Here is a 22915-nt window from a genome sequence, read left to right as displayed (position 1 = left end):
GTATTTCTGCAAAGATAACCATTTCTGTTGGCACCTTGTGAATAGGTGGCACTTGTCTATTTTTGAGGCCTGTCTTTCCCGAACAGGTATCTGTTCAACGTTTCAACAACTCATGCTCCGTTATCTGCTTTTCATCTGGTTACTGGCACCGGCAGCCTGGGCTCAGACCGACTCGGTTCTGATTTCGGGCCGCATCCGTAATCTGACCCCTCAGCTCTACCGGCAGTCGCCCAATGTGCTCATCAGCCGCAACAATATGCTTCGGTCAGAGGCCGAGCTCATCCGGCCGGCTCCGCTTAACCCCGACGGTACGTTTGCCGTAAAAATGCCCCTCATTTTAGGTCAGGAAGAAATGTCGCTCGCATTTGGACCGGTGCGCACGGCGTTTCTGGCAGCACCCGGTACCCTGACCATTACCCTCGACGCTGACTCGCTCTTCCGGTCGGCGGTGCCGTTTACGTTTGGGGGTGTCAATGCGCAGGTAAACCGGCAATTTGCCCGCTACAAAGCCTTCGAAGCCCGGCAGAACCCGGTCGATGCCACGCGGCTTTCCGAGCAGGTATCGGGGCAGTCGCCCGCGTCGGTGTTCAGCCGGGTGTACACGGCCTATGCGGCCGCGTTCCGGAAGTTTCGGCAGCAGGGGGGCGAGGCCGTGTTTCCGCTGGTGGAGCAGTGGATCGGCAATACCAACCGCTACAACGCGGCTTCGTTTGTGTACGATATGGCAAGCGCCGAAAACCGGAAGCTACCCCCAACGCTAACCGATAGCCTGCGCCCGGCCGCTGACCCGATTCTGACGGCAGCCCGCGCTGTGTCGGTGGGTCGGTTGGCGAGTTACGTGGTGCAGCACGACCCGTTTCAGACCTACTCGCTACCGGTAGGGCGGTTGGCGTCGCTTATGTTGCGGTACGGCCGTGACCTGACCGCCGAAGAAAAAAGCCGCCTGGAAGGCTGGCAGGCGGCTAACTCAGCGCGGGCTTCGGATATGCGGTATCTGCAACGGATTTTGCAACGTAGCCCTGATACCCTGCAACGGCTGGTCAGTTTTGAGACCATGGCCGACAAAGCCCGGAGCCTCATTGATACGCCATCGGTGCAGATGGTGATGGCTACCTGGCTCGCTAACGGGTTTCAGACATCGAGCATCCGAAACAGCCGACTTCTGTACGAGTATGGTCGCCCGCAGCTCACGGATACGCGGGTGATTCAGTCGCTCGATGAGCTGTACACCCTGGCCGTAGCCGACAGCGCCCGGTTTCGGCGGGCCATTGCGGGGCTCAACCCCAAAACCAACGACAATGCCGAACTGGCCACGGGGATTCTGATTTCGGAAAACAGCACGCAGAAGGGTGGTGCCCTGCTCGATACCTGGCTTAGCCGCAACCGAAGCCGGTTGGTGTATGTATTTTTGTGGACGCTTAGCGACGAAGAAAACCGGCGGCTGGCGGCTTTGGCTCAGCAACTGCGTGAGCAGTACGCACCGAGCGAACTGTCGCTACTGTACGTTACGGCTCAGGGCGATGCCGCCGAGCGTGAGCAGTTGCTCGAATACCTGATCCGAAACAACCTACGGGGCGACCATATCCTGGCTACCGCCGGTCAGCTTCAGGAGCTAATGATGCGGCTGGGTGCCGGGCAATTTACGGGGGCGTTTCTGCTAAATCGCGACGGAAAAACCGCCCGGGCGAATACGTTTCTGCCCGACGACAACGCGCAACTCACCAAATTGATCGACCGACTGCTGCGGTAGTTCGAGCCAGGGTGTAGGACAAGTTCTTTGTGATAAGCTCGACGGAAGGTCTTTTCGACAGGATTACAGGATGTACAGGATTTTCTTCCCTATAAATAATCCTGTACATCCTGTAATCTTCCGGGCCGCCGGGCGGTCGAAAAATTAAACTTGTCCTACACCCTGTCGTACATGGTTGAGTCGAGAGTTTAGAATGATCCGCGCCAATTGTCGTAAGTTTGTCGGTTACACTCTATCAAAAACGCTCTAATGGCTGTTGAATCTGTTGCGTCTGAAACGCGTGATGCCTGGGCGGCATTGAACGATTATTTCGACAAAATATACGTGATTAGCCTGCGTCGGGCTACCGACCGGCACGCTCGTTTTCGGGAGCTTCTCCGGGGGCTTAACTACGATATTTACTGGGCTGTCGATAAGCTGGATATCGACCGAGACGATATGATCCGGCAGGGGCTGATTGACGATGTGACCGTGCGCGAACCCCGGTACATTCATCCCGAAGGGCTGATGACGGGTGAAATTGCCTGTGCGCTGTCGCACCGGGCTATTTACGAGGAGATGGTTCGGGAAGGGTATGAGCGGGTTTTGATTTTTGAGGACGATGTGGTGCCCTGCATTGACCGACTCAACCAACTGCCCCGGGTGCTCGAACAGCTGCCCGCCCGTTGGGACCTGCTTTATTTGGGATACACCAAAAACGAAGAGCTAAACACGGCGCAACGGCGCAAGCAGTGGTTTTATAACCTGGTGAGTCCGCTGGGGGTGCTGCGGTGGTCGCGCCGGGAGGCCCGTAATTACCTGCCCCGGACGTACTCGGCCAATCTTCGTCGGGCGGGGCTGCATGATTGTACTCACGCCTATGCCGTAACCCGAGCCGGTGCGCGCAAGCTGGCCGACGCCCAACGGCCTTTATTGGCCAGCGCCGACTCGATCATCAGCGTACTGGTGCTCAATGAGCAACTCGACGCGTACGTATCGGTGCCGGTTCTGTTTGGGCAGGCAGGGGAGTCGTATATAAATTAAAGGGCGAAGGGGGGAAAGGGAAAAGGGAGGCTGACGCAACATATCCAGTGTGTCAGCCTCCCTTCTCCTTTTATTGCTTTCTCCTTCCTCCTCTATTTCTGATACGTCCCGAAGATGTGGTCCCACAGGGGCGATGATACCCCGTAGTTGCTATCTTCGTTCTTGTAGTGGTGGATGCTATGGTTGATCCAGAGCCACTTAAAGAAGTTTTTAGGTGGAGCGTAGGCGTGCACAATGAAGTGGATGGCCAGATAACCCGAGTAGCCTACCAGAAATCCCGGAAAGAACGCATACGAGGCCTCGCCCATAATCAGGAAGAAAAAGCCGAAAAAGGCCAGCCACATAAAGATTGCCAGCGCTGGAGGCATGGCCAAACGGGTTTTATCCTTCGGGTACTCGTGGTGTACGCCGTGAAACGTGTACTGAATTTTAGCCCGCTGCGGAGTTTTCGGCTCCAGGTGGTACAAAAACCGGTGCAGAATGTACTCGAACAGGGTGAAGATGAAAAAGCCACCGACAAACAACCCGCCAATGGCGCCATTCGACATATCGGTGTAGGTGAAGGCATACCACATCAGTACGGCCGACGAAACCAGCCACATGCTGATGGGCACCATAATGTGGGTGCGCGAAAGGGCCTCCAGAATGGGGTTGTCGAAAAGTTGTTTGGTACCGTTGTTTTTAGGACGGGCATGGTAACCCGGGCGGAAATCGTCTATTTTAGCTTGCATAATAAGGTTGTTGTTGATTCGTATGCAGGCTGGTCGATAAACGAGGCTAACCGGTTGAACAAGAGGTTGTAACACGGTTATGCGCTCGCAACGGCCCTTCTGCACATGCTTGGTACAGTAGAATAGTGCGCAAAACTATGTGGTAAACTCACTTGACCACCTCTGGGTTCAGCTAAGATTATGGAATGGGCAGAACATACAAACAGAACTTATTTTAGTGAAAAAAATAGGTTAACTCTGCTTGTTGACAACCAAGGTGTCGGCTACCCTCTCTTGCATATTGGAAAAATTTCCGGCCGGTAGTTTTTGCCGGATGATGAGCCGGAGCGAGTTATCGTAGGTGAGGTAGTTCCACATCCAGTTGATCAGGATCAGGAGCCGGTTTTTTACCCCCACAATGGCCATCAGGTGAACCATGAGCCAGGTAAGCCAGGCCAGAACACCGCTAAATTTCAGGAAGGGCAAATCGACAACCGCTAATCCGCGTCCGATGGTCGCCATCGTGCCGAGGTCTTTGTACGTGAAGGGTTCGAGGGGTTTGTTTTTGGCGAGCCGCATCAGGTTTTTGCCCAAATGTTTACCCTGCTGAATAGCCGGCTGGGCTATTTGTGGGTGTCCGTTGGGCCAGGCTTCGCCCTCGGCCATCAGCGCGACATCGCCCAGCGCAAAAATATCCGTGAAGCCTTCGACCTGACTGTACCGGTTTACCAGTACCCGGCCCCCGCGCCCCATCACTTCGGGCGGCAAACCCGCTAAGGGTGTTGCTTTCACGCCCGCAGCCCAAATCAGGTTGTTAGTCCGCAGACTGGTGCCGTCGTTCATATACACCGTGCGGCCGTCGAAGTCCTTCACACGGGTATTCAGGCGGACATCCACGCCCAGCTCGCGCAGGTACTCTTCTGACTTTTTGTGTGAGTTCTCCGACATGGGCCCCAGTAGCTCCCCACCCGATTCGATGAGGAAAATCTGCATCATCTCAAAATCAAGCTCGGGGTAGTCGCTGGGTAGTACCGTGCGTTTCATTTCGGCCAGAGTGCCGCAAAGTTCCACCCCCGTGGGGCCACCGCCTACTACCACTACGTCCATGAGTCCATCGCGCTCATCGTCGGTTTCGACGCTCAGTGCATCTTCAAAGTTTTGCAGAATCCGGTTGCGGAGGGCAATTGCTTCAGACACCGACTTCATCGGGAGCGCTTTCTCAATGATGTTCTGCTGCCCAAAAAAATTGGTGTCGGCACCGGTTGCCATGACCAGATAATCGTAGGCAATGGGCCCCAACTCGGTGTCGATTTCTTTGTCGGCCGGGCGAATCTGCGTGACCGTTGTGACCCGGATATGCACGTTTTTACAACCCCCAAACACGGCCCGCAGCGGAAACAGAATGGAGTTGGCTTCGAGACCGGCGGTAGCTACCTGATAGTACAGCGGTTGAAATTCGTGGTAGTTGGTCCGGTTGACCAGCACCACCTGAAATTCGCGCCGATCAGCCAGCATCCGGGCCAGTCGGAGCCCACCAAAACCCGCGCCAACGATCACGATGCGCGTCTGTCCGGTTTGAGGTATGTTTGGATTCATAAATTCAGTTATGGGTGAACAATGAACAGTTACCAGTGAACAACGAACAGGTATCAGTTAACAACGAACAGTTAGCGGTGAACTGCAGATAGTTATTAACTGTTCGTTGCTGGTTGTCAGTTGTTCGTTGTCAGTTGTTCGCTGCTCGTTGTTCGTTGTCAGTTGTTCGTTGTCAATTGTCCACTGCTGGTTGTTAAAACGCGCTCGTAATGTTGCTCATACAAAGGCAGAATTTTCGACAGTTCGAATTCGCGGGCGCGGGCCAGAGCATTTTCCTTGAAACGGGGCAGATTCTCGTCATCAAGTACGTACAGGGCGTTTTTGACCATGTCGGCTACGTCGCCTACGGGGCTCAGAAAACCCGTAACTCCCCCAATGTTCAGCTCCGGCAGACCCCCCGCGTTCGACGTGATCAGGGGCACCTCGCAGGCCAGTGCTTCGAGAGCCGCCAACCCGAAGCTTTCGTTTTCGGAAGGCATCAGAAACAAATCGGCCACCGACAAGATCTCCTCGACGGCATCGAGTTTACCCAAAAACCGGACATCGTCGCTGATACCGAGTTCGCGACACAGTTGCTGAATACGAGTCCGCTCGGGGCCGTCGCCGGCCAGGAGTAGCTTCACCGGAATCTGCTGACGGAGGTGGTAAAACGTCATCACGGCATCGTCGATACGTTTCACCCGCCGAAAGTTGGAGGTGTGCACCACCAGCTTCTCGCCGTTGGGGCAAATGGCCGTTTTGAAATGGTCTTTGTTCTGCCGTTTAAACCGGGTCAGGTCAATGAAGTTCGGAATTACCTCCACCTCGCGGGTGATGTTGAAGTGGGCGTAGGTGTCTTGCCGCAGATTTTCGGAAACCGCCGTGACCCCGTCCGATTCGTTGATACTAAACGTTACGACCGGTTCGTAGGAGGCATCTTTGCCCACCAGCGTAATGTCGGTACCGTGCAGGGTAGTCACAACGGGCACATGCCGCCCCTGCGACCGCAGAATCATTTTCGCCATGTAGGCCGCCGATGCGTGCGGAATGGCGTAGTGTACGTGCAGCAGATCGACGTTCTCGTTCAGCACCACATTGACCATTTCGCTGGCCAAAGCCGTTTCGTAGGGTGGAAACTGAAACAGTGGGTACGAGGGAATATTGACCTCGTGGTAGAAAACGTTCTCGTTGAAAAAATCCAGCCTGGGGGGTTGCTGGTAGGTAATGAAGTGAATCTGGTGGCCATTCTGGGCCAGCGCTTTACCTAATTCAGTGGCGACAACGCCACTGCCCCCAAACGTGGGATAACAGACTATACCTATTTTCATGGAGAACGAATGGGCCGCTTGTGCGAACGGTTTTACACGACAACATCGTTTCTCCCGCAAATGATTTCCCGCAACGGGCAAAACATTGTGTCCAGCTAATAAAACGGGGTTTACCAACGTACCGAAACTTTCTACCTTTGATGCCCTTAACGAGCCCTTATAAACCGATCATGACCCGTCGTCTGCCATTTTGGGCGTTTTTGCTGGGGTTCGTGCGCCTGATCCGCGTCCGAAACCTGCTGATTATCGTGCTGACCCAGTATCTGGCCCGCCTGTGCATCATTGCCCCCACCGGGGCCCCATTGCGGGAGGCTCTGCTCGATCCGGTCATTCTGCTGCTTTGTTTCTCCACGGTTTGCATTGCCGCAGCAGGTTACATTATCAATGACTATTTCGACATCAAGATCGACATCATCAACAAGCCGGAGCGCGTAGTAATCGGGCGTTACCTGAAGCGACGGGTAGCCATGGGGGCGCACCAACTGCTCAATCTGGCGGGATGCGCTGTAGGTCTGTACGTTGACAAATGGGTGTTTGTGGTCAACGTATTATCAGCTACGTTGCTCTGGTTTTACTCGGCTCAGTTTAAGCGGCAACCGTTTATTGGTAACCTGATCGTATCGTTTCTGACGGCCCTGTCGTTGCTGGTGCTGGCGGTTTATTACCGGCAAAACGTAGATCTGTTGCTCATTTATGCGTCGTTTGCGTTTGTGATTACGCTCGTGCGGGAAATCATCAAAGACATGGAAGATGTGCGGGGCGATGCTCGTTTTGGTTGCCGAACCTTGCCTATTGTTTGGGGCATCCGCCGAACCAAAGCGTTTTTGTACGTACTCATTGCCAGTTTTATCGCTACCCTGTTCATTGTAGCCGGTGACCTGAAAAACCCCAACCTGAACGTTATCTTTTTCGTCATGCTGGTGCCCATTACGGGACTGGTGTACCGGCTGGTCCGGGCTGATACCAAACGCGACTTTGCGTTTCTGAGCCAGCTCTGCAAGGCTATCATGCTTATGGGCGTGAGCAGTATGATCTGGGTTTGAGGCCGTTGGCTCAAAGCTTTACGTTCCATTCGGGCGGGTTGTATAGCTTTAGCTATTTAAACGCAAACCCGTACTGTATCGTGAAAAATCTACTTCTGCTGCTGCTGGGATTGTTGCCCCTTCGACTGCTGGCGCAAGACTGCCTCGGCCTGACGTTTAAGCCCGGTATGGGTTACGAAATGCAGAGCTACACGGCCAAAGACAAGCCGAATGGCCGCATGACGTACCTCGTGAAAAATGTGCGGAAAGAAGGGAGCAGCACCATTGTCGAGCTGGAGTTTCAGTCGCTCGATGAGAAAGGTAAAAGCCGACAGGCACCCAGCTTAGTCAAATACACCTGCACCGGCGACCAACTCGTAGCCGACCTGTCGGGTATGCTGGCATCAGGACAAAATCAGGCGTTTAAAGACGCCGAAATGCGGATGAAAGCCAATCAGTTAGCGTACCCCCGGCAGATGAGTGTTGGCCAGAAACTGACCGATGGGCAAATGGAAGCCGAATTTTATACCAACGGCTCGCTCATGATGGAGTCGAGCCTTCAGATGACCAATCGGCAGGTCGACGGGAAGGAGACGCTGACCACCCCGGCCGGTACGTTTGAGGTGTACAAAGTGTCGTCGGATTTCGACATGAAAAACCGGGTCATGGGTATCGGTATTCCGGTGAGCCTGAAAAGTGTAAATTACCGCAGCGACAAAACTATTTTCGATGTTCGAACAGAGACATACAACAAAAGTGGCAAGCTGATGGGGTACACCGTTCTGACAAAGATATTCTGAATTGTGCGTAAGTTTTTGCAACTTTGCTGCAACAATTGTGGTTAGACACCTACACGTCTGACCAAGCTGAACGCAATTTGTTGTCCATGAAAAGCAGTCTTACCTCCCATAGAGCCGATTACGTTGGTATCACCGGTTCGGTGCTCTGCCTCATTCATTGCCTGATTACCCCGGTCTTGCTCGTTACGTCGTCATTACTAAAGAACGATGTTGTTCGAACGAGCTACCTGAGCTTAGATTACATCTTTATCGGCGTCAATATTGTGGCGGTTTTCTTTGCTACCCGGCACGCACCCGTTGGGGTACGCCGGGCCCTGTGGGGCTTTTTAGGCCTGTTTGCCGTTTGTATCATTCTGGAAGATGTGAGTGAGTTGTTCGAATACGCAGCGTACGTAGCTTCACTGGGTTTGGTGGGCTCGCACCTTTACAATATCTGGAACTGTCGCACCCAGCACAGTCACTAATTCTATCTGCCTGTTTAACCAGAAAACCCGCCAATTGGCGGGTTTTTGTATGAATAGTCAGTGCTATCGGGCGGGCCTGTTACGAATGAATACGCAGTAAGTTGCCTTTCTGCTCAATCGAATACACGGTCAGGCCGCGTTGCCCTTCTTTATTCAAGCCTTTGCCGCCCGTATCGAAGCGGGCGCCGTGCGCGGTGCAGTAAAATTCGCCGTTTCGCCAGGTGACCTGCTCGCGCCCTTCGTGGCTACACGTATGCGTGACAGCCACAAACGTATTGGCTGATGTATGCGCTACGACCACGCCATTACGAACAATGAATCCGCCAACGCGCGCGAGGGGCAGGCTGTCCGGATCGTTCAGATCAACCTCAAAATCAACGGGTCCGACCGGGGCAACTTCGCCGGTTTGGCAGGCTGCGAGCGCTGTCAGCAGGGCGGCTCCGGAAAGCCCCAGATGTTTTAAAAACTGGAATCGGTTCATGGCACAAGTGAGCGATTGGGTAATACGATCAAGCCATGTTCCGGGTTCGACGGTTCGACGGTTCGACGTGTCGACGTTAATGCTGTCGTGGGTGGCGCTTTGAGCGTTCCGGCAGCAAGGCGTTGATCTGAATAAATTCGTACAGAGCTTGTCCCAGCAGGTCATGAGCTACCGAGCTGAGGTTCCCTCTGGTATTGTCATCAAAATATTCGGCCCGTTCCTGAATCACGCTCGCTGAGTCGAACACTGAAATGAGGTGTTGCCGACCCAACTGCCTGAAGAGCCACCGGCCTTGCCGACGGAGCCACCCGCTAATGGGGTGCAAGTGCGGCATGGGTGTCATGACCACTAGCCGACGCCGGAACGGTTCGAGATAATACAGCAGGTCTTCGAGTCGGGCTTCTACCGTTTCGAGTGGTTGCGAGCGGTTTAGTGCTTTGCGGAGCTTTAGTTTTCCGAGCGTTGCCCACTCGACCCACGGCGACCACCAACGGGGTTGGGCCGCTACCGGGGCCGATGCAAAACCATACTGCGAGGCCATTGTATTATCGGCATATACGCCCGAAACGGTAGCGGGTGTTGCAGCCGTGATGGCTTTCTGGGTAATTGGGTGTTGCAGGGTCGCGTGGTCGAGCTGTAGTATAATTAAATCAAATCGATTCAGGTTTAAACGGTACAGTAAGGGCAGTGCCGTGTCGAGGCTAACGGGCGTGTGTAATTCGACCCGAGCCTCCCAACCCGCCTGTTGCAACTGATGAACAAACCGGGAAACATAGCCCTGCCGCGATTTCAGGTTGATCGCGGCTGAGGCATCGCCCCCGATTATTAAAATCGACACTGTTTGCTGTTTCATTCCCACGTGTATTTGGCGATGCTCCCATCTGCCCGATTGTTTATACGCCGGGGCGATAAACTACGTTGCAGTCCGGTGCATTTATAGTTAGTCAATCAAATCGAAAGAGTAAAGGTACTAATAATGAAGCCTTGTGCATATCTGTTCGGCCATGTCTTTTCCATTGTGTTTATTTCAAATTAAAAAGACCATACGCTGCAACATTCGGCTAAGCTTCCACGTACCTTAGTTTATTAAGTAGTTTTCAGGTAAATCGAAAATTACTTGTGGGTTCAACTCTCTAACTAATAAAACGTTGCTGTTCAGGAAGCGATCTTTCTCGGACGACGATTTGCTGAGCATCGTCGAAGCCTGCCGCTTACAGGATCCTCAGGCGCAACGGGTGTTGTTCAAGAAATTTTTCAGCTACGCCAAAAGCATTTGCCTCCGGTATTCGGCAACTACCGAAGAAGCCGAAGAGGTGCTCAACGAAGGGTTTCTGAAAGTATTTCAGCATCTACACCAGTACGACACGAGCCTGCCCTTTAAGGCCTGGTTACGGACCATCATGGTCAATACGGCCATTAGCAATTACAGACGGTATCACAAACATCAGGCCAATCTGGCGCTGGAAGACGTACCCGAAGCTCCTTTCGATGATCAAATCGTGGATCGGATTACGGCTGACGAAATTCTGGCCATTGTTCAACAGCTACCCTCTGCCTGGCGTACCGTATTCAACCTGCATGTGGTAGATGGCTACAGCCTCCGCGAAATCGCCGAAATGCTCGACGCCAACGAGGCTACCATTCGGTCGCACTTCCTGCGGGGGCGTCAACGGCTCCAACAACTCATTAAACAGCACTATCCACAAATAACTTCATCTAATCTTGGCTACTATGAAACCCGATAACTTCTCCGACCGCATCAGGCAGAAGCTGGAAGGTATCGAGCCTGAGTTTCGGGAAAAAGACTGGACCCGAATGCAACAGGTGCTTGGGCACTCGACACCCGTGTATGCCATTGGGACCAAAGCCGGCTTAATGGCCGCTGCCAGTGTGGTGGCTGTGATGGCGTTTGGGGGTGTGGCGTACCAGCAATACCGGACCAATCAGGAACTGCGCGAAGAGGTGAAAACCCTTACTCAGACCGTGAAGGTGCTCCGCGAAACCGGCCCCGAACGTACGGTGGCTGCGGCTCCATTGCCGCCCGATACCGTGTACCTCACCCGCGACGTGGTGCGGTATGTAGCGGTGCCGGTAGATCGCGTTCGCCCCGGTGAGCCAGCCCCGGATGGGGTAACCCCACCGACCGAGCAAGTAGCCGGAACGGCAACGGAGTCGGCAGGGAATGCCCATGCCGAAACCGCCCGTACCACCCCCGAGCAAGCTGATTTGGCCAGTACGCCCGCATCGGCCCAGAATACCACCAACTCACCTACAACGCCTTACGCTACCGAAACAACGACTACTTCAACCCATCGCCTGTTGGGCGGTAAAACCCGGACTAATCGGCCCAATCGTTCAGCTACTCCGACTGGTGTGTCTGATTCGCAGCGGCCTAACCGTACAGACTATGCGGTTGCCGGGCAAAACAACGTATCCGGCCCAGCGGGTGCTGGTGTCGGTAATGGGCAGACCCCGTACGTAGGCGCCCAGCCGACTGCGGAGGCCAATGGGCCATCAGCGAGCCGGGTTGTGCAACTGGAGTATCTGGAAAGCCGCCCGTTTGTACGCGATACGGCTTATTATCAGGAAGGTATGGCCCGCGCTAACCGTCGGATCCGCCGGTTGTTTGGCCTGACCGCTCCTACACCCACGGCTGTGGCAGGTGTGATTGCCGACCGCTCCGACAACGACTGGAAGGTACGCGTGGGCACTGGGGCCAACGTGGGCTGGCGGCAGTGGGGTGCTGGCTTGTTTGGCGAACTACGGCTCAACAACCATTGGCGGGTTGGTCTGGGCCTGACGGCGCTCGATTTGCAGGGGGCTTCGTTTTTGACCGATGTTGATTACGGTCGCCGGATGAAACAGGATTTTCGGAGCAAGTTCGCGCCCGGTATCGACCCGCGTCACGATATCATGAATATCCAGCTGAGTGGCTCCGCCTGGCAGGTACCTATCAGTTTGAGTTACCGAATCGGGCTGGCTAAGGGGTGGTCGGTGGTGCCGTCGGCGAGTGTTGCCCTGAGTGTCAGCAACCGCGAAGAAACCCGGTTTACGTATTTGCGCGGTCCTCGTATGGTAGAGCCCGTCACTACGGTTTGGCGACCTGCCCAGCAGATGATGCACGCCGGTTCGGTGGCGATCTATCTGGAAAAGAACTGGGGCGATTGGGCGTTGCAACTTGGCTCCTATGCATCAACCCCAATGAGCAGTATGCCGAGTCGGCTCAACGTAACAACGGCCGGTGCGGGTGCCCGGTTGTTCTACCAGATCGACTGGAAAAAGAAAAAGCAGTAATCTCAGGTGTGGAACAAAAAGGCCCGGAATCGTTGATTATTTACGATTCCGGGCTCTTTTTTGTGTATCAACGCGACACAATTGATAGTTCATAGTTTATCGTTTCTGGTGGTCGAGGCTGCGAGTAGCAGAATGAGGCTTACCAACTATTCATTAATAAGGTTCGTTTCAGATTTGGCTGTCCGAAACAGAGTGCCGACCGCAAAAATTATGAACGCTAACCTCAGTACCGGACATTAGACGTTGGACATTAGACTTACTACCATTCTGTAAAGAAGTCTAACGTCTGGTGTCTGAAGTCCGAATGTCCAGTACGGAGAACGCTAACCCTAAAACTACTATATGCCTAAAAATGTACTCGGTGGCCCTTTGACCTGTTGCTGCACTAATCCCATGACGGGTTTCTACCGGGATGGTTTTTGCCGTACCGACGAATACGATCAGGGTCGGCATGTGGTCTGTGCGATCATGACCGAACCGTTCCTGCAATTCACCCGCTCGCGCGGCAACGACCTTTCAACTCCTCGGCCTGAGTACCAGTTTCCCGGCCTCAAACCCGGCGACCGTTGGTGCTTGTGTGCCCTGCGCTGGCGTGAAGCCTACGAGGCAGGCGTGGCTCCGCCTGTGTTACTGGCCTGCACGCATGAGCGGGCTCTGCAATACATCGAGCTGGATGCGCTGATGTCTATTGCCTTTGAAGAGTAAAGAAAAAAAATGACATCTCGTTCAGAGAGATGTCATTTTTCGGGTCCTAGCAAATTCTGCTTGGTTATCTAGACTCCCAAATTTGGATTTGTATCCTGTTTCGGGACGCCCCGGCGCCATTTTTGGGCTACTCAACCGGCTGCCGGGTCGGCTTCGGGTATAGGAAAGTTCATTCGAACAGGTTTGCCAAAAACGTTTTTCTGACCGCTCGTCGGCCCGGAGGATTACAGGATAAACAAGAATTTTTTTGGCTTTAATAAATCCTGTTCATCCTGTAATCCTGTCCGAAAAGAAACTTGTCCTGTAATCGTTTACTTCAGCTTTTTCTCCAGCATCTTGATGAAATAGCCACCCACAACTGAGCGAGCCCGGAAGCCAACGTGTCGTCCGTCGGTGGTTTCGTGCCAGTCGGAAAGGGGAATCCGGTCGGGGCTTTCATTGGCAAAGCGCAGTACGGGCTCAATCAGGGTATCAAACTGAGTAGGCCGATCGGCGAGGGTAGCCGTCCAGATAATCCAGTCCGATTTGGTATAGGTCCGGCGGCTGTCGAGCGGCAAGCCAAACGGCATTTGTTTGAGCAGGTAGTACGAAACCTCGCGCTGGGCTACCTCTTTCGGGAAGATTGACTCGCCCGAACGGTCCAGCTTCAAGAGTTTATCCCAGACCAGATTGTACTTCTGGCTCCAGGTGTTGCCCCCGTTGGGGTTAAAGGTCAGCGCGTAATGGTCGCCTTTATCGGCCAGCACCATCCATTTACGGGCCAGCTCGCGGGCCAGGGCCAGATACTCTTTTTCAACTTGCGGCTCACCCAGCTGCCCGGCCAGGTACCCGTAGCTGGCAATGCCTAGAATCGCCTTTACCGAGAGGTTAGCATTGCGGGCGAGGTGGCCGGCAAAGTCGTCGGTACAAAGCTGATTTTCGGGGTCAAACCCGTGCTCCTTCAGGTAGTGAACCCAGGTGGTGAGTACTTGCCAGTGTTTGCGGGCGTAATTGGGGTTGCCGTCAACGGCCGCGAGTGCCGCCGTCAGAATAAGCATATTACCGCATTCTTCCACGGGCATATCCTCGCCGTAGGTTTGCCCATTGGCCAGCGGATAGGTGCCTACATCGTGGGCGGCAAAGGGTTTGGTCCAGCGGCCGCTTTCGGAGTATTCAAAAATAGGCTCCATCATACCCTTCAGCAGGATAGGGTTGTAGAGCAGAAAGAGCGGGGCCGAGGGGTAGGTCACATCGACGGTGCCGATGGAACCGTTGGAGAAATTCTCTTTGGAAAAAAACAAGGGCGTACCATCGGCGCGGGCGACGAGTTTGTGCGCGGCAATAGCCTGCCGATAAGCCAGCACGCATAGTTGGGCGTACGAGCGGCCACCTGCCTGCCGGGCGTCGGCATAGAGTTGGGCGTCGAATTTGTCGCATTGGTTCCGTAGCTGCCGGTAATCGGCTTCGGCAGCCTGCAACGCCCGCTCAATGGCCGCTTCGGGTTCGTCGGCGTCTTTGCTGTACCGACGCCACCACGCTCGCAAGGGTTGCCCAAAATATTCGACAGACTTTAGGTCGTCGTAGGCCAATAGCCAGTGCCGCTCTTCGGCCTTGGCCGTCACCGTGCCCAGATCAAACGCCAGCGCGAGCACCGTGGGGTTGTTGAGGGCAATAGTCGGGCGGCCTTCTTCGGGCGTATCGCTCACCCGGCCTTCGCGTTCAAATTGGTTCAGTGCCCCTGCCAGCGAGCCAATCCGGTTGCTGGTTTGGCCGTTAGCCTCGGCGGCTACGTACAGATGTCCCCAGTCGATGCGGACATTATCGCCTTTGCGGCCCAGTACGTTTTGCGCGGCCGAACCTACCCGCATCCAGTTGAGCGTAGGGCCATTTTGGGCGGTGCGGCCCCGACGCCAGACCACCGGTTGATCGGGTGAGTCGACGGCAATATCGGTGGAGGCATCGCTGTAAAGCTGTACCGAATGCGCCTTGCCATCGGTGGCCCGCACGGTGTACGTAATGTACTGCACCGGCCGCGATAGCACGTCGAGGTTGTCCATCAGCAAAGGAGCCGTAAACCGGACTGTCAGCTCTACGCCCCCGGCCGCAAACGTAAACGTCGACTGCGTAGCGGTCATCTGCTGACCCGTTTGCTCGGCCACATCCATGTTTAGTTCCCGCTCCGAGAGCAGGCCCAGATCCACAAAGCCGGGGCCACTGAAATTCTGGCTGTGAAACGCAATCAGGTTCAGGCCGGGCCGCAGCACCTCCCGAATCCGGCGTTGGGTGGCCGTAACCTCGTAGTTAGGCGACACCCCACCGATCCCGGCGATGCGCTGCCCGTTGATAAACAGTTCGTAGTTGTCGTTGTAGATGGCACTCACCAGCAGATTACCGTCGGGAATGGAGGGCAGGTCAACGACCCGACGTACCCAAATATCCGACGAGGTCCAGTGGGTGCGGTCGGTATCGCGGCTGCCAAACGTGCCCGCTCCGGCCGACCACAGGCTGTCGTCGAAATCGGGCGAGGCCCAATTGTCGGCGGGGTGTTTTGTGGTGTACCGGGCTTCGTACGGTTGCTGCAAGGCCGAGGGAACCAGCGTATCGCCCGGAAACGTAGGCTTCCCCATAAACCGAAACACCCGCCCATCGACCCGAATCAGGCCGTTGAGCTGATGGGCCCGGCCGGTCCAGTGCCGGGTTGGGTCGGCGTTGAGTTTGGAACCAAACGACCAGATGCTGGTGTACGGATCAATCGTGATCAGCGGGGTGGCTGGCGGATTGAAGGCTAACGTCGAGGAGGTACGGGTGCGGTCGGTTGCCGGTTGTGCCACACCAGAAAGCGTATTCATCAGAAATAAACAAGTTACGGTGAAAACGGTATATCCAAAGTTACGCGCCGAGATCATCCGATTGTATTTATAGGACATATCTTTTAACTATTTTAGTGTAAATTTAATATGAACGGTCGTTCAAGTGTGTTTTGGCGGCCTAACGACTTCTTGTAGCGTTTCAAAATCCTTACTTTGTGTACGCTGCCCGGCACTCGGTTACGCATCTTGTTGTATCTTGAAAGAGAAACGGAGACGCTATCTATTCACCTGCTTATGCAACCAACCGCATCGGTCAGTATCCGGCCTGCCACCCTCGACGACTGCCCGGTCGTGTACCGGTTCCTTTGTGATCTGGAAGAGACAACCCTCGACCCGGTGGCGTTTCAGGCCGTTTTTGGGCGTAACCTGGCCAACCCGTCGGTTTGGTACCGGGTTGCCGAATCGGGAGCCGAGGTGGTCGGGTTTGTGAGTTGCCACACGCAATGGCTGTTGCACCATACTGGGCAGGTGGCCGAAATTCAGGAGCTGTACGTTCGGCCCGACTACCGAAACCGGCGGATTGGGCATCAGTTAGTAGCCGATGTGGCCCAGATAGCCCGGCAGGAAGGGTTCATTAATCTGGAAGTGACCACCAATGCCCGCCGGACCGATACAATCCGGTTTTACGAACAAGCGGGCTTTCGGGCCTCCCACCGAAAACTGGTGATGGAGCTGGCACAGGGCGACCAATAGCTGGTTTAGCGATTGGCAAATTGAAGCAGTACGCCTTTTTTGCCTTCGCTCGCTATGTACAGCGTGCCATCGGGTGCGAAACAGATGCCTTCGGGCTGAGGCATGAGCTCCGGATCGAGGGCGGCCGATGAGCGCAGTTTACCGTTGCGGTCCATCACTACCATCCGGTGCCCGTTGGCCGCCAAAACGTAATAGTCACCGGTTTTGGGGTGCACGGCAATGCCCGACGGCTTCACCGGCTCGGTGGGCTTATCGCCGGCCATATCGGCCAATACGGCTTGCCGCAGCACGGGGCCGCGCCAGAGGGTGGCCCGTTTGAGGTCGTAGAAATAAATGGGTTTGTCGTTGCCTCCCCCCGGCTGCACCTTGGCTGATGGGTCTTTGGTTGCCAGCAGTAAGGCATTCAGTTTAGGGTCGTACCCGAGTCCTTCCACATCATTTTTACCGGCTAACTCGATTTTGATATGGTGAATATCGACGCCACCGCCCAGAATTTTCACGCCATCGGTCGGCTTAAAGTGGTAGAGTTCGCCATCGGAGCGGAGCATATACAGAGTGCCATCCACAAACTCAACCCCTTCGTAATCTCCCTTGCCGCCAAACACGTGCTCGTCGGTGACGGATTTGCGCTTGAGATCATAGATAAAAACTACCGCCAGCTCGTCCTGAATCATTGCCAGCTTACCCGGCTTGTAATAACTCAGCCCCGACACCTCGCGTAGCGCTTTGGGCAGTGCGTAGCGTTCGGTTGGGTTGGCCAGATCGTACGGAACGGCCTCGTTGGGTAACGACGAGGTTTCGGCCGAATCAGTCTTTTTTTTCTGAGGTCCGCAGGCCAACAGGAGACTGCCGATGAACAGCGTGAGAAAGGTGCATCGCAACAAGGCGTGGGAAGAAGCGGGCAAACGCATACGAACGATTATCTTTCGGGCAAGTAACGCAAATTCATGAAAAAAGCCATTTTACTCAGCCTGTTCTTATTGGGGGGCTTCGGTACGGCATGGGCTCAGAAAACGGCCATCCTCGAGCGCGACCTGCGTGCCCTGCTGGGCGCGTTTCGGGGCGATGTGGGCCTGTATGTCCGCAACCTGCGTACGGGCGAAACTGTCGCCATCAATGCCGATACCTTGTTCCCAACGGCCAGTACGATCAAGATTCCGATCCAGTGCGGTTTGTTCGATAAAATTCACCGGGGTGAACTCAAATACAGTGCGGAACTGGTGTACAAAGACTCGCTGCATTATGACGATGGTATTGTGGGTCAACTCAAAGACGGGGCTCGGTTACCGCTCTCGCAGGTGGTGATGCTCATGGAAACCACCTCCGACAATACGGCCAGCCTGTGGTGCCAGGCCATGGCTGGGGGCGGGGCGGCCATCAACGCCTGGCTCGATGCCAACGGCTTTGCCCAGACCCGTGTCAACTCGCGGACACCCGGCCGGGCCGCTTTCCAGAAACAGTACGGTTGGGGCCAGACCACCCCGCGCGAACTGGCCGAGTTGCTGGCGTACATCCGGGCGGGGCGGGCCGTATCGCCCGATGCCAGCGACCGTATGTACCGCAACCTGTGCCGGCAATACTGGGATGGCGACGGGCTTTCGCAGGTACCGCCGGAGGTGAAAGTAGCGAGTAAAAACGGGGCCGTCAACCGGTCGCGGTCGGAGGTGGTGCTGGTGCACGCGCCCCACGGCGAATACGTGTACTGCCTGATGACCAAAAATGCGCAGGACGAAAGTTGGGAGCGTACCAATGAAGGCTTTGCGCTTTTACGTGCCGTGGGGGCGCGGCTCTGGAAACATTTCGAGCCGAAGTCGAACTGGAAACCCGTGGCCGGTTATGAAAAGTGGTGGTGAGCCTCACTTGCGGTTGCGCCAGAGCCGGAAGTCTTCGTAAAAACGGTCGAGGAAAATAGCCGGGCTGATGGAATAGTAAAATCCGTTGAAGGTGTTCGGGTTGCTCGGCACCCGTTGCTGAATGGTCCAGCGGTAGCCAGTCATAAAATTGATACCAAACCAGCGGGTGGGTTTGAAACCCCATAACGGAGGAAACTTGACCGAGAACGAAGCCCCCAGCCCGAGTGGAAAGGCCAGCATCCGCCGGATTTCGGTTGGTTCTTCGTCGGCTGGCCCGCGGTCGAGTTCATAGCGGGCTGTGCCAGCGCCTATTTCGAGCGGAGAGCTCAACTCCCAGTATTTGCGCCGAAAATAGTACGGTTCAATATACAGGGTGCCGTACGAAAGTCGGCGGGCGCGAAGGTTGTAGCCGTCCCAGTTGCCGTGAGTACGCTGATTAGTGAAGTAGTAGCCAACACCTACCTTCACGTTGATGGGCAGCAGAAAGCCCGCCCGTGCACCCCATACGTTGGTTTGCGCCCGTACGTTTGTGGCAGGATTTTTAAAGAAAAAGAACCGTTGGTCGGTTTCGGCAATGAACTTCGGCTTTTCAGGATGTTCGTTTTCTCCCGGTTGCAGGGTGTCGGCGGCCGACGGAGGTGGCTCCGATTGACCGAACCCCCTCCCGGTGATGCCGGTCAGCAGAATAAAGAAGAGAAAAGCGCGCATAACGAGTGTTGAGTAATACCTGTATAACCCACGACCTGCACATTGGGTTTAGGGATCAATGGGCAGTTTAGCCGCGCCAAAATCAGTCTACCCCATGACAACGTCTGCTCAAATAGCCCCTCCTCCCTGGACCCTGCACGGTGAGGGTATCGTAATGGTTGCCCATTTCCCGGAATCGTTTGTCCGAAAACACGGGTTTCTGAATCAGGCCCAACAAAGTGGGTACCGGGGATACGCGGGGCTGGTGATGCTGGTCGACTACCGAACATCGGGCGTGGGACCGTACCGCGAGCTGCTCTTTATTCCCGGTTTGTTTCGTCTGAACGGGCAAACGGTATTTTCGATCTCTAAAATCTACGTTTCCACCTACGACAGCGTCTGGAACGGTATCCAGAATTGGGGAATTCCGAAAGAATTGGCCGATTTTGAGCTGATTACCCGGCCCGACGGCACCCGGTATTTTGCCGTAAGTCAGCAGGGCAAACCGATCTTTTCGGCCGAGGTAAAGCCGTGGGGACCGCGCTTACCCGTTACCACCCGGCTGTTGCCCCCGTTTCGGATTATGCAGCAACGCGACGGGCAAGTCTGGTTGCTTACCCAGCCCGAGGCTACCGGCCGCGCCCGGTTGGGGTCGCTCAAAGGGGTAGCGGTGAGCCCGGCGTATTTCCCCGATATCAGGCAGGGGCGGATGCTGAGTACCGTTGTGGTCGATGATTTTACCATGACGTTTCCGGTGCCCCAAGTCATGCCGGTATAGCAACACCAATACGCCCTGCAGACTACCTGCGATCGAGCGGGTTAGGTACCAATGGCTATGAAACCTAAGTGAAAGCTGACGGTTTGTATTACCTTTGTCTATTGCGCCAAAATGGGTCGTTTCTGGCAATAGAACGCCAGTGGAAACGTTTCAGGTAATAAATTGATATGCAACCGATTCTGTCCCTTCTTCCTTCGCCAAGAACCCACTCCGGGCGGTATGGTTTATGGTTTGCCGGGCTGTTGGGCACGATGGCAAGCCTGGTGCTGACACCCGTGCAGGCGCAGAACCCCGCACCCCCACTCTCGCTTACTGCCCCGGTTCCCGTCGACGAAACCCGTGCCCGGCTTGAAGAGGAAACGCTCTTTGCCGATGGTATGAAGTATATGATGACCGACGAGCCAACCAAAGCCCTGGCTCAGTTTGAGAAACTACTTCAAAAAAAGCCTAACAACCCGGCTGCCCGGTATGCAGCCGCGCAGGCCCTGATGAAAACCGGCAAGGTGGTTGAAGCCATCCCGTTTGCCCTGAAAGCCTACGAAGCCGACAAAACAAACAAATACTATAATCTGCTGCTGGCCGAACTGTACGTAAAACAGAAACGCTACGCCGAAGCCGAACGCCTGTACGAAGACCTGCTCAAGCAAAGCGCCGACAATATGGAGTACGGGGTGGAGCTGGCAGCTATTTATCTGTTCGACGAAAAGCCCGACAAAGCCCTCGAAACGTACAACCGGGTGGAAAAAGCCCTGGGCCTCAACGAAGAAATTACGCGTCAGAAACAACGTATCTATCTGAAGCAGAATAAAATAGATAAAGCTGTAGAGGAAGCCGAAAAACTGGTGGCCTACGAACCCGGCGACCCCGACTACCTGCTCGAAGGGGCCGAGCTACTCATGGCCAACGACCGCGACGATCAGGCCATTGGTTGGCTCGAACGCGCCCTCAAACTGAGCCCCGAACTGCCGCAGGCGCACGTGTTGCTGGCCGAAATCTACCGGAAAAAAGGCGATATGACCCGGGCCCGAAAAGAGCTCGATTTTGTGTTTGCCAACCCCAACCTCGAAGCGGGTCTGAAAGCCCGGATTCTGTCGAGCTACGTCGGGTTGTCGGACAACAGCGCCAATGCGCAACAGGATGCCCTCAAACTGGCGCAGGAGTTGGCCAAAGCGCATCCGAACGATGCCCGCTCGCAACTGATGCTGGCCGACCTCTTGGTGCAACAGGGCAAAAAAGCCGAAGCGCGCGATTTGTACGCCAAAGCCGCTCAGCTCGATGGCTCTACGTACGAAATTTGGGGAGCTTTGCTGCAACTCGATGGCGAGCTTAACCAGGTGGATAGTTTGCTGGTACACTCCCAGAAAGCCCTCGAACTGTTTCCAAACCAGGGTTTGTTCTGGTATTCCAACGGAACGGCCAACCTGTACAAACGTAAGTACCCTGAGGCTGTTGAGTCGCTCGAAGAAAGCCGCAAGTTGCTGGCCAATGCCACCACCGCCGAGCTGGAAAGCCTCATGAAAGCCGTGAATGCGCAGCTGGGCGATGCTTACAACGGGCTCGGTGACCATGCCAAGTCCGACGAAGCGTACGAGCTGGTGCTCAAAGACGACCCCCGCAACGAGCACGTTCTGAATAACTACAGCTATTTTCTCTCGCTCCGTAAAGACAAACTCGACCGGGCACTGACCATGTCGACAATGCTCATTGAGCGCAATCCCAACAGTCCGACCTACCTCGACACGCATGCCTGGGTGCTGTATGTTCGAAAGGAGTATGCCAAGGCCCGCACGTTTCTGGAGAAGGCCGTTGCGGCTGATCCCAACGGTGTGAGTGGCACCATCCTCGAACACTATGGCGATGTGCTTTTTCAGTTAGGTGAAAAAGACAAGGCCGTTGAGCAGTGGAAAAAGGCGAAACAAAAAGGTGAAAACAGCCAGCAGCTGGATAAGAAAATCGCTTCTGGCAAACTATATGAATAAAGTACTCTTGCCCGGCTTGCTCCTGCTGTCCCTTCTGAGTTCGGAAGGGTGCCGCCGACGGCGAATGTTACAGCAAGCTCCTCCATCTTTGTCGGCCGACTCGGTAGCCATCGCCCGTAAGCCAATCCCGCGCGATACAGCCGTTGCTCGCCCGGACTCGGCCCGTGCCACGGCACCCGCGAGCGCGTCGGCGGCCGAGACACCCCGGCCCCGGCCCGGTATTGAGGAGGCCCGCGCCAATGTAGCCGAAATCGATTTCAAATACCTGACCGCCCGCTCGAAGGTGAGCATCAAGAGTCAGGATGAGAATACCGACAATGCTAACATGAATATCCGGGTTCGGAAAGACAGCCTAATCTGGTTTTCGGTGCAGAAACTCGGTATCGAAGCGGCCCGGGGCATTGCCACTCGCGACAGCATCATTATTCTGGACAAGATTCACAGTGAGTACTCGGTGTACGATTTCCCGAGCTTGAGTCGGCAGTTTAACTTCGACCTGAACTTCGATCTGCTTCAGGCATTGATTGTGGGCAACCTGCCACTGCCCAAACGGCCCGCGCAGAAAATCAAAAATGAGCGTGACTACCTCCTGTTGCGGCAGAGTGAAGGCAAGGTGATGCTCGAAAATTACATTGGTGAGGAAGATCGAAAACTCAAAAAACTGATGGTTACCGAGCAACCCACCAAGAATACCCTCCGGCTCGATTACGCGGACTTTAAAGCCCTCAACAGCTTTCTGTTTCCGTACACCAGCCTGATCACCTTAGATTATAAATCGAATGCCGATGGGCAGTTTTACCAGAAATTGCTGCAAATTCGGCATAACAAAGTAGAACTGGTAGACAAAGACCCCGGTTTTCCGTTTAGTATCCCGCCTAAATACACCCGGCGGCCCTGAGTGCTGTTTCTGGTTTGATGCGGTTG

General features: G+C 54.9%; 21 protein-coding genes. 13 read left to right on the top strand and 8 right to left on the bottom strand.

Features of this window, described 5'->3' with window-relative positions:
* The first annotated feature begins 112 nt into the window (after positions 1-112).
* Positions 113-1750: a hypothetical protein gene (locus RUDLU_RS0111000; RefSeq protein ID WP_019988436.1), complete on the top strand. Its 1638-nt coding sequence runs from the start codon at positions 113-115 to the stop codon at positions 1748-1750.
* Positions 1751-1999: 249 nt separating this feature from the next.
* Positions 2000-2773, top strand: a complete 774-nt coding sequence (locus tag RUDLU_RS27325) for a glycosyltransferase family 25 protein (RefSeq protein WP_019988435.1) — start codon at positions 2000-2002, stop codon at positions 2771-2773.
* Positions 2774-2865: 92 nt separating this feature from the next.
* Here RUDLU_RS27325 and RUDLU_RS0110990 read toward each other — a convergent pair whose 3' ends face one another.
* The 3 genes from RUDLU_RS0110990 to bshA form a co-directional block, all read right to left on the bottom strand.
* Positions 2866-3504, bottom strand: a complete 639-nt coding sequence (locus RUDLU_RS0110990; protein ID WP_019988434.1) for a sterol desaturase family protein — start codon at positions 3502-3504, stop codon at positions 2866-2868.
* Positions 3505-3735: 231 nt separating this feature from the next.
* A complete protein-coding gene (locus RUDLU_RS0110985) occupies positions 3736-5079 on the bottom strand; it encodes an NAD(P)/FAD-dependent oxidoreductase (RefSeq protein ID WP_019988433.1) in 1344 nt (447 codons plus the stop codon).
* A gap of 158 nt (positions 5080-5237) precedes the next feature.
* A complete protein-coding gene (bshA, locus tag RUDLU_RS0110980; RefSeq protein ID WP_019988432.1) occupies positions 5238-6386 on the bottom strand; it encodes an N-acetyl-alpha-D-glucosaminyl L-malate synthase BshA in 1149 nt (382 codons plus the stop codon).
* Positions 6387-6556: 170 nt separating this feature from the next.
* Here bshA and RUDLU_RS0110975 point away from each other — a divergent pair, with 170 nt between their 5' ends.
* The 3 genes from RUDLU_RS0110975 to RUDLU_RS0110965 all read left to right on the top strand — a co-directional run bounded on the left by RUDLU_RS0110975 (position 6557) and on the right by RUDLU_RS0110965 (position 8672).
* Entirely contained in the window at positions 6557-7429 is an 873-nt protein-coding gene (locus RUDLU_RS0110975) for a geranylgeranylglycerol-phosphate geranylgeranyltransferase (RefSeq protein WP_019988431.1), read from the top strand.
* 80 nt (positions 7430-7509) lie between these two features.
* A complete protein-coding gene (locus tag RUDLU_RS0110970) occupies positions 7510-8208 on the top strand; it encodes a TapB family protein (protein ID WP_019988430.1) in 699 nt (232 codons plus the stop codon).
* A gap of 86 nt (positions 8209-8294) precedes the next feature.
* Positions 8295-8672 (top strand): MerC domain-containing protein, encoded by a 378-nt coding sequence (locus tag RUDLU_RS0110965; RefSeq protein WP_019988429.1) that lies wholly within the window; start codon positions 8295-8297, stop codon positions 8670-8672.
* A 79-nt stretch (positions 8673-8751) separates the two neighbouring features.
* Here the strand turns inward: RUDLU_RS0110965 and RUDLU_RS0110960 are convergent, their stop codons facing one another.
* Together RUDLU_RS0110960 and RUDLU_RS0110955 are read right to left on the bottom strand one after the other, a co-directional pair.
* Complete coding sequence (locus tag RUDLU_RS0110960) at positions 8752-9153, bottom strand: QcrA and Rieske domain-containing protein (protein WP_019988428.1); 402 nt, start codon at positions 9151-9153, stop codon at positions 8752-8754.
* A gap of 76 nt (positions 9154-9229) precedes the next feature.
* Complete coding sequence (locus RUDLU_RS0110955; RefSeq protein ID WP_019988427.1) at positions 9230-10006, bottom strand: hypothetical protein; 777 nt, start codon at positions 10004-10006, stop codon at positions 9230-9232.
* Between the two features lie 295 nt (positions 10007-10301).
* Here RUDLU_RS0110955 and RUDLU_RS0110950 point away from each other — a divergent pair, with 295 nt between their 5' ends.
* From RUDLU_RS0110950 to RUDLU_RS0110940, 3 genes are all read left to right on the top strand, one after another.
* Positions 10302-10898 (top strand): RNA polymerase sigma factor, encoded by a 597-nt coding sequence (locus RUDLU_RS0110950; RefSeq protein WP_019988426.1) that lies wholly within the window; start codon positions 10302-10304, stop codon positions 10896-10898.
* Positions 10885-12447, top strand: a complete 1563-nt coding sequence (locus RUDLU_RS0110945) for a hypothetical protein (RefSeq protein WP_019988425.1) — start codon at positions 10885-10887, stop codon at positions 12445-12447. The genes RUDLU_RS0110950 and RUDLU_RS0110945 overlap by 14 nt, the downstream gene beginning before the upstream one ends.
* 342 nt (positions 12448-12789) lie before the next feature.
* On the top strand, positions 12790-13152 hold the full coding sequence (locus RUDLU_RS0110940) for a DUF2237 family protein (protein ID WP_027302959.1): 363 nt from the start codon (positions 12790-12792) through the stop codon (positions 13150-13152).
* Between the two features lie 311 nt (positions 13153-13463).
* On the opposite strand, the gene RUDLU_RS0110935 is transcribed toward RUDLU_RS0110940, so the two are convergent.
* The gene (locus tag RUDLU_RS0110935; RefSeq protein ID WP_245581662.1) at positions 13464-15980 is read right to left on the bottom strand and encodes a glutaminase family protein; all 2517 of its coding nucleotides are present in this window, start codon (positions 15978-15980) and stop codon (positions 13464-13466) included.
* Positions 15981-16235: 255 nt separating this feature from the next.
* On the opposite strand from RUDLU_RS0110935, the gene RUDLU_RS0110930 reads away from it, so the two are divergent.
* Positions 16236-16694: a GNAT family N-acetyltransferase gene (locus RUDLU_RS0110930; protein ID WP_019988422.1), complete on the top strand. Its 459-nt coding sequence runs from the start codon at positions 16236-16238 to the stop codon at positions 16692-16694.
* A 5-nt stretch (positions 16695-16699) separates the two neighbouring features.
* Here RUDLU_RS0110930 and RUDLU_RS0110925 read toward each other — a convergent pair whose 3' ends face one another.
* Positions 16700-17599 carry an SdiA-regulated domain-containing protein gene (locus RUDLU_RS0110925; protein WP_245581661.1) on the bottom strand — a complete coding sequence of 300 codons (900 nt, stop codon included), beginning with the start codon at positions 17597-17599 and terminating at the stop codon, positions 16700-16702.
* A gap of 42 nt (positions 17600-17641) precedes the next feature.
* On the opposite strand from RUDLU_RS0110925, the gene RUDLU_RS0110920 reads away from it, so the two are divergent.
* Entirely contained in the window at positions 17642-18547 is a 906-nt protein-coding gene (locus RUDLU_RS0110920; protein ID WP_019988420.1) for a serine hydrolase, read from the top strand.
* Positions 18548-18550: 3 nt separating this feature from the next.
* Here the strand turns inward: RUDLU_RS0110920 and RUDLU_RS27320 are convergent, their stop codons facing one another.
* Positions 18551-19255, bottom strand: coding sequence for a hypothetical protein (locus tag RUDLU_RS27320; RefSeq protein WP_019988419.1), 705 nt, complete (start codon positions 19253-19255; stop codon positions 18551-18553).
* A gap of 94 nt (positions 19256-19349) precedes the next feature.
* Here RUDLU_RS27320 and RUDLU_RS27315 point away from each other — a divergent pair, with 94 nt between their 5' ends.
* From RUDLU_RS27315 to lolB1, 3 genes are all read left to right on the top strand, one after another.
* Complete coding sequence (locus RUDLU_RS27315) at positions 19350-20012, top strand: acetoacetate decarboxylase family protein (protein ID WP_019988418.1); 663 nt, start codon at positions 19350-19352, stop codon at positions 20010-20012.
* Positions 20013-20263: 251 nt separating this feature from the next.
* Positions 20264-21991 carry a tetratricopeptide repeat protein gene (locus tag RUDLU_RS0110905; RefSeq protein WP_157580654.1) on the top strand — a complete coding sequence of 576 codons (1728 nt, stop codon included), beginning with the start codon at positions 20264-20266 and terminating at the stop codon, positions 21989-21991.
* Positions 21984-22889: a lipoprotein insertase outer membrane protein LolB1 gene (gene lolB1 / locus RUDLU_RS0110900; protein ID WP_019988416.1), complete on the top strand. Its 906-nt coding sequence runs from the start codon at positions 21984-21986 to the stop codon at positions 22887-22889. Before RUDLU_RS0110905 ends, lolB1 begins: the two co-directional genes overlap by 8 nt.
* The last annotated feature ends 26 nt before the right edge of the window (positions 22890-22915 follow it).

Origin of the sequence: Rudanella lutea DSM 19387, assembly GCF_000383955.1 — a bacterium.
GTDB classification, from domain to species: domain Bacteria; phylum Bacteroidota; class Bacteroidia; order Cytophagales; family Spirosomataceae; genus Rudanella; species Rudanella lutea.
The sequence above is the reverse complement of the archived record's forward strand: the minus strand, read 5'-3'. Positions and strand labels throughout refer to the sequence as shown.

Coding starts and splice junctions, on each gene's coding strand:
- RUDLU_RS0110975 (WP_019988431.1), top strand. CDS start 6,557: ATGACCCGTCGTCTGCCATTTTGGGCGTTTTTGCTGGGGTTCGTGCGC.
- RUDLU_RS0110945 (WP_019988425.1), top strand. CDS start 10,885: ATGAAACCCGATAACTTCTCCGACCGCATCAGGCAGAAGCTGGAAGGT.
- RUDLU_RS0110985 (WP_019988433.1), bottom strand. CDS start 5,079: ATGAATCCAAACATACCTCAAACCGGACAGACGCGCATCGTGATCGTT.
- RUDLU_RS0110960 (WP_019988428.1), bottom strand. CDS start 9,153: ATGAACCGATTCCAGTTTTTAAAACATCTGGGGCTTTCCGGAGCCGCC.
- lolB1 (WP_019988416.1), top strand. CDS start 21,984: ATGAATAAAGTACTCTTGCCCGGCTTGCTCCTGCTGTCCCTTCTGAGT.
- RUDLU_RS0110930 (WP_019988422.1), top strand. CDS start 16,236: ATGCAACCAACCGCATCGGTCAGTATCCGGCCTGCCACCCTCGACGAC.
- RUDLU_RS27315 (WP_019988418.1), top strand. CDS start 19,350: ATGACAACGTCTGCTCAAATAGCCCCTCCTCCCTGGACCCTGCACGGT.
- RUDLU_RS0110905 (WP_157580654.1), top strand. CDS start 20,264: ATGGCAAGCCTGGTGCTGACACCCGTGCAGGCGCAGAACCCCGCACCC.
- RUDLU_RS27325 (WP_019988435.1), top strand. CDS start 2,000: ATGGCTGTTGAATCTGTTGCGTCTGAAACGCGTGATGCCTGGGCGGCA.
- RUDLU_RS0110920 (WP_019988420.1), top strand. CDS start 17,642: ATGAAAAAAGCCATTTTACTCAGCCTGTTCTTATTGGGGGGCTTCGGT.
- RUDLU_RS0111000 (WP_019988436.1), top strand. CDS start 113: ATGCTCCGTTATCTGCTTTTCATCTGGTTACTGGCACCGGCAGCCTGG.
- RUDLU_RS27320 (WP_019988419.1), bottom strand. CDS start 19,255: ATGCGCGCTTTTCTCTTCTTTATTCTGCTGACCGGCATCACCGGGAGG.
- RUDLU_RS0110940 (WP_027302959.1), top strand. CDS start 12,790: ATGCCTAAAAATGTACTCGGTGGCCCTTTGACCTGTTGCTGCACTAAT.
- RUDLU_RS0110955 (WP_019988427.1), bottom strand. CDS start 10,006: ATGAAACAGCAAACAGTGTCGATTTTAATAATCGGGGGCGATGCCTCA.
- RUDLU_RS0110965 (WP_019988429.1), top strand. CDS start 8,295: ATGAAAAGCAGTCTTACCTCCCATAGAGCCGATTACGTTGGTATCACC.
- RUDLU_RS0110990 (WP_019988434.1), bottom strand. CDS start 3,504: ATGCAAGCTAAAATAGACGATTTCCGCCCGGGTTACCATGCCCGTCCT.
- bshA (WP_019988432.1), bottom strand. CDS start 6,386: ATGAAAATAGGTATAGTCTGTTATCCCACGTTTGGGGGCAGTGGCGTT.
- RUDLU_RS0110935 (WP_245581662.1), bottom strand. CDS start 15,980: ATGAATACGCTTTCTGGTGTGGCACAACCGGCAACCGACCGCACCCGT.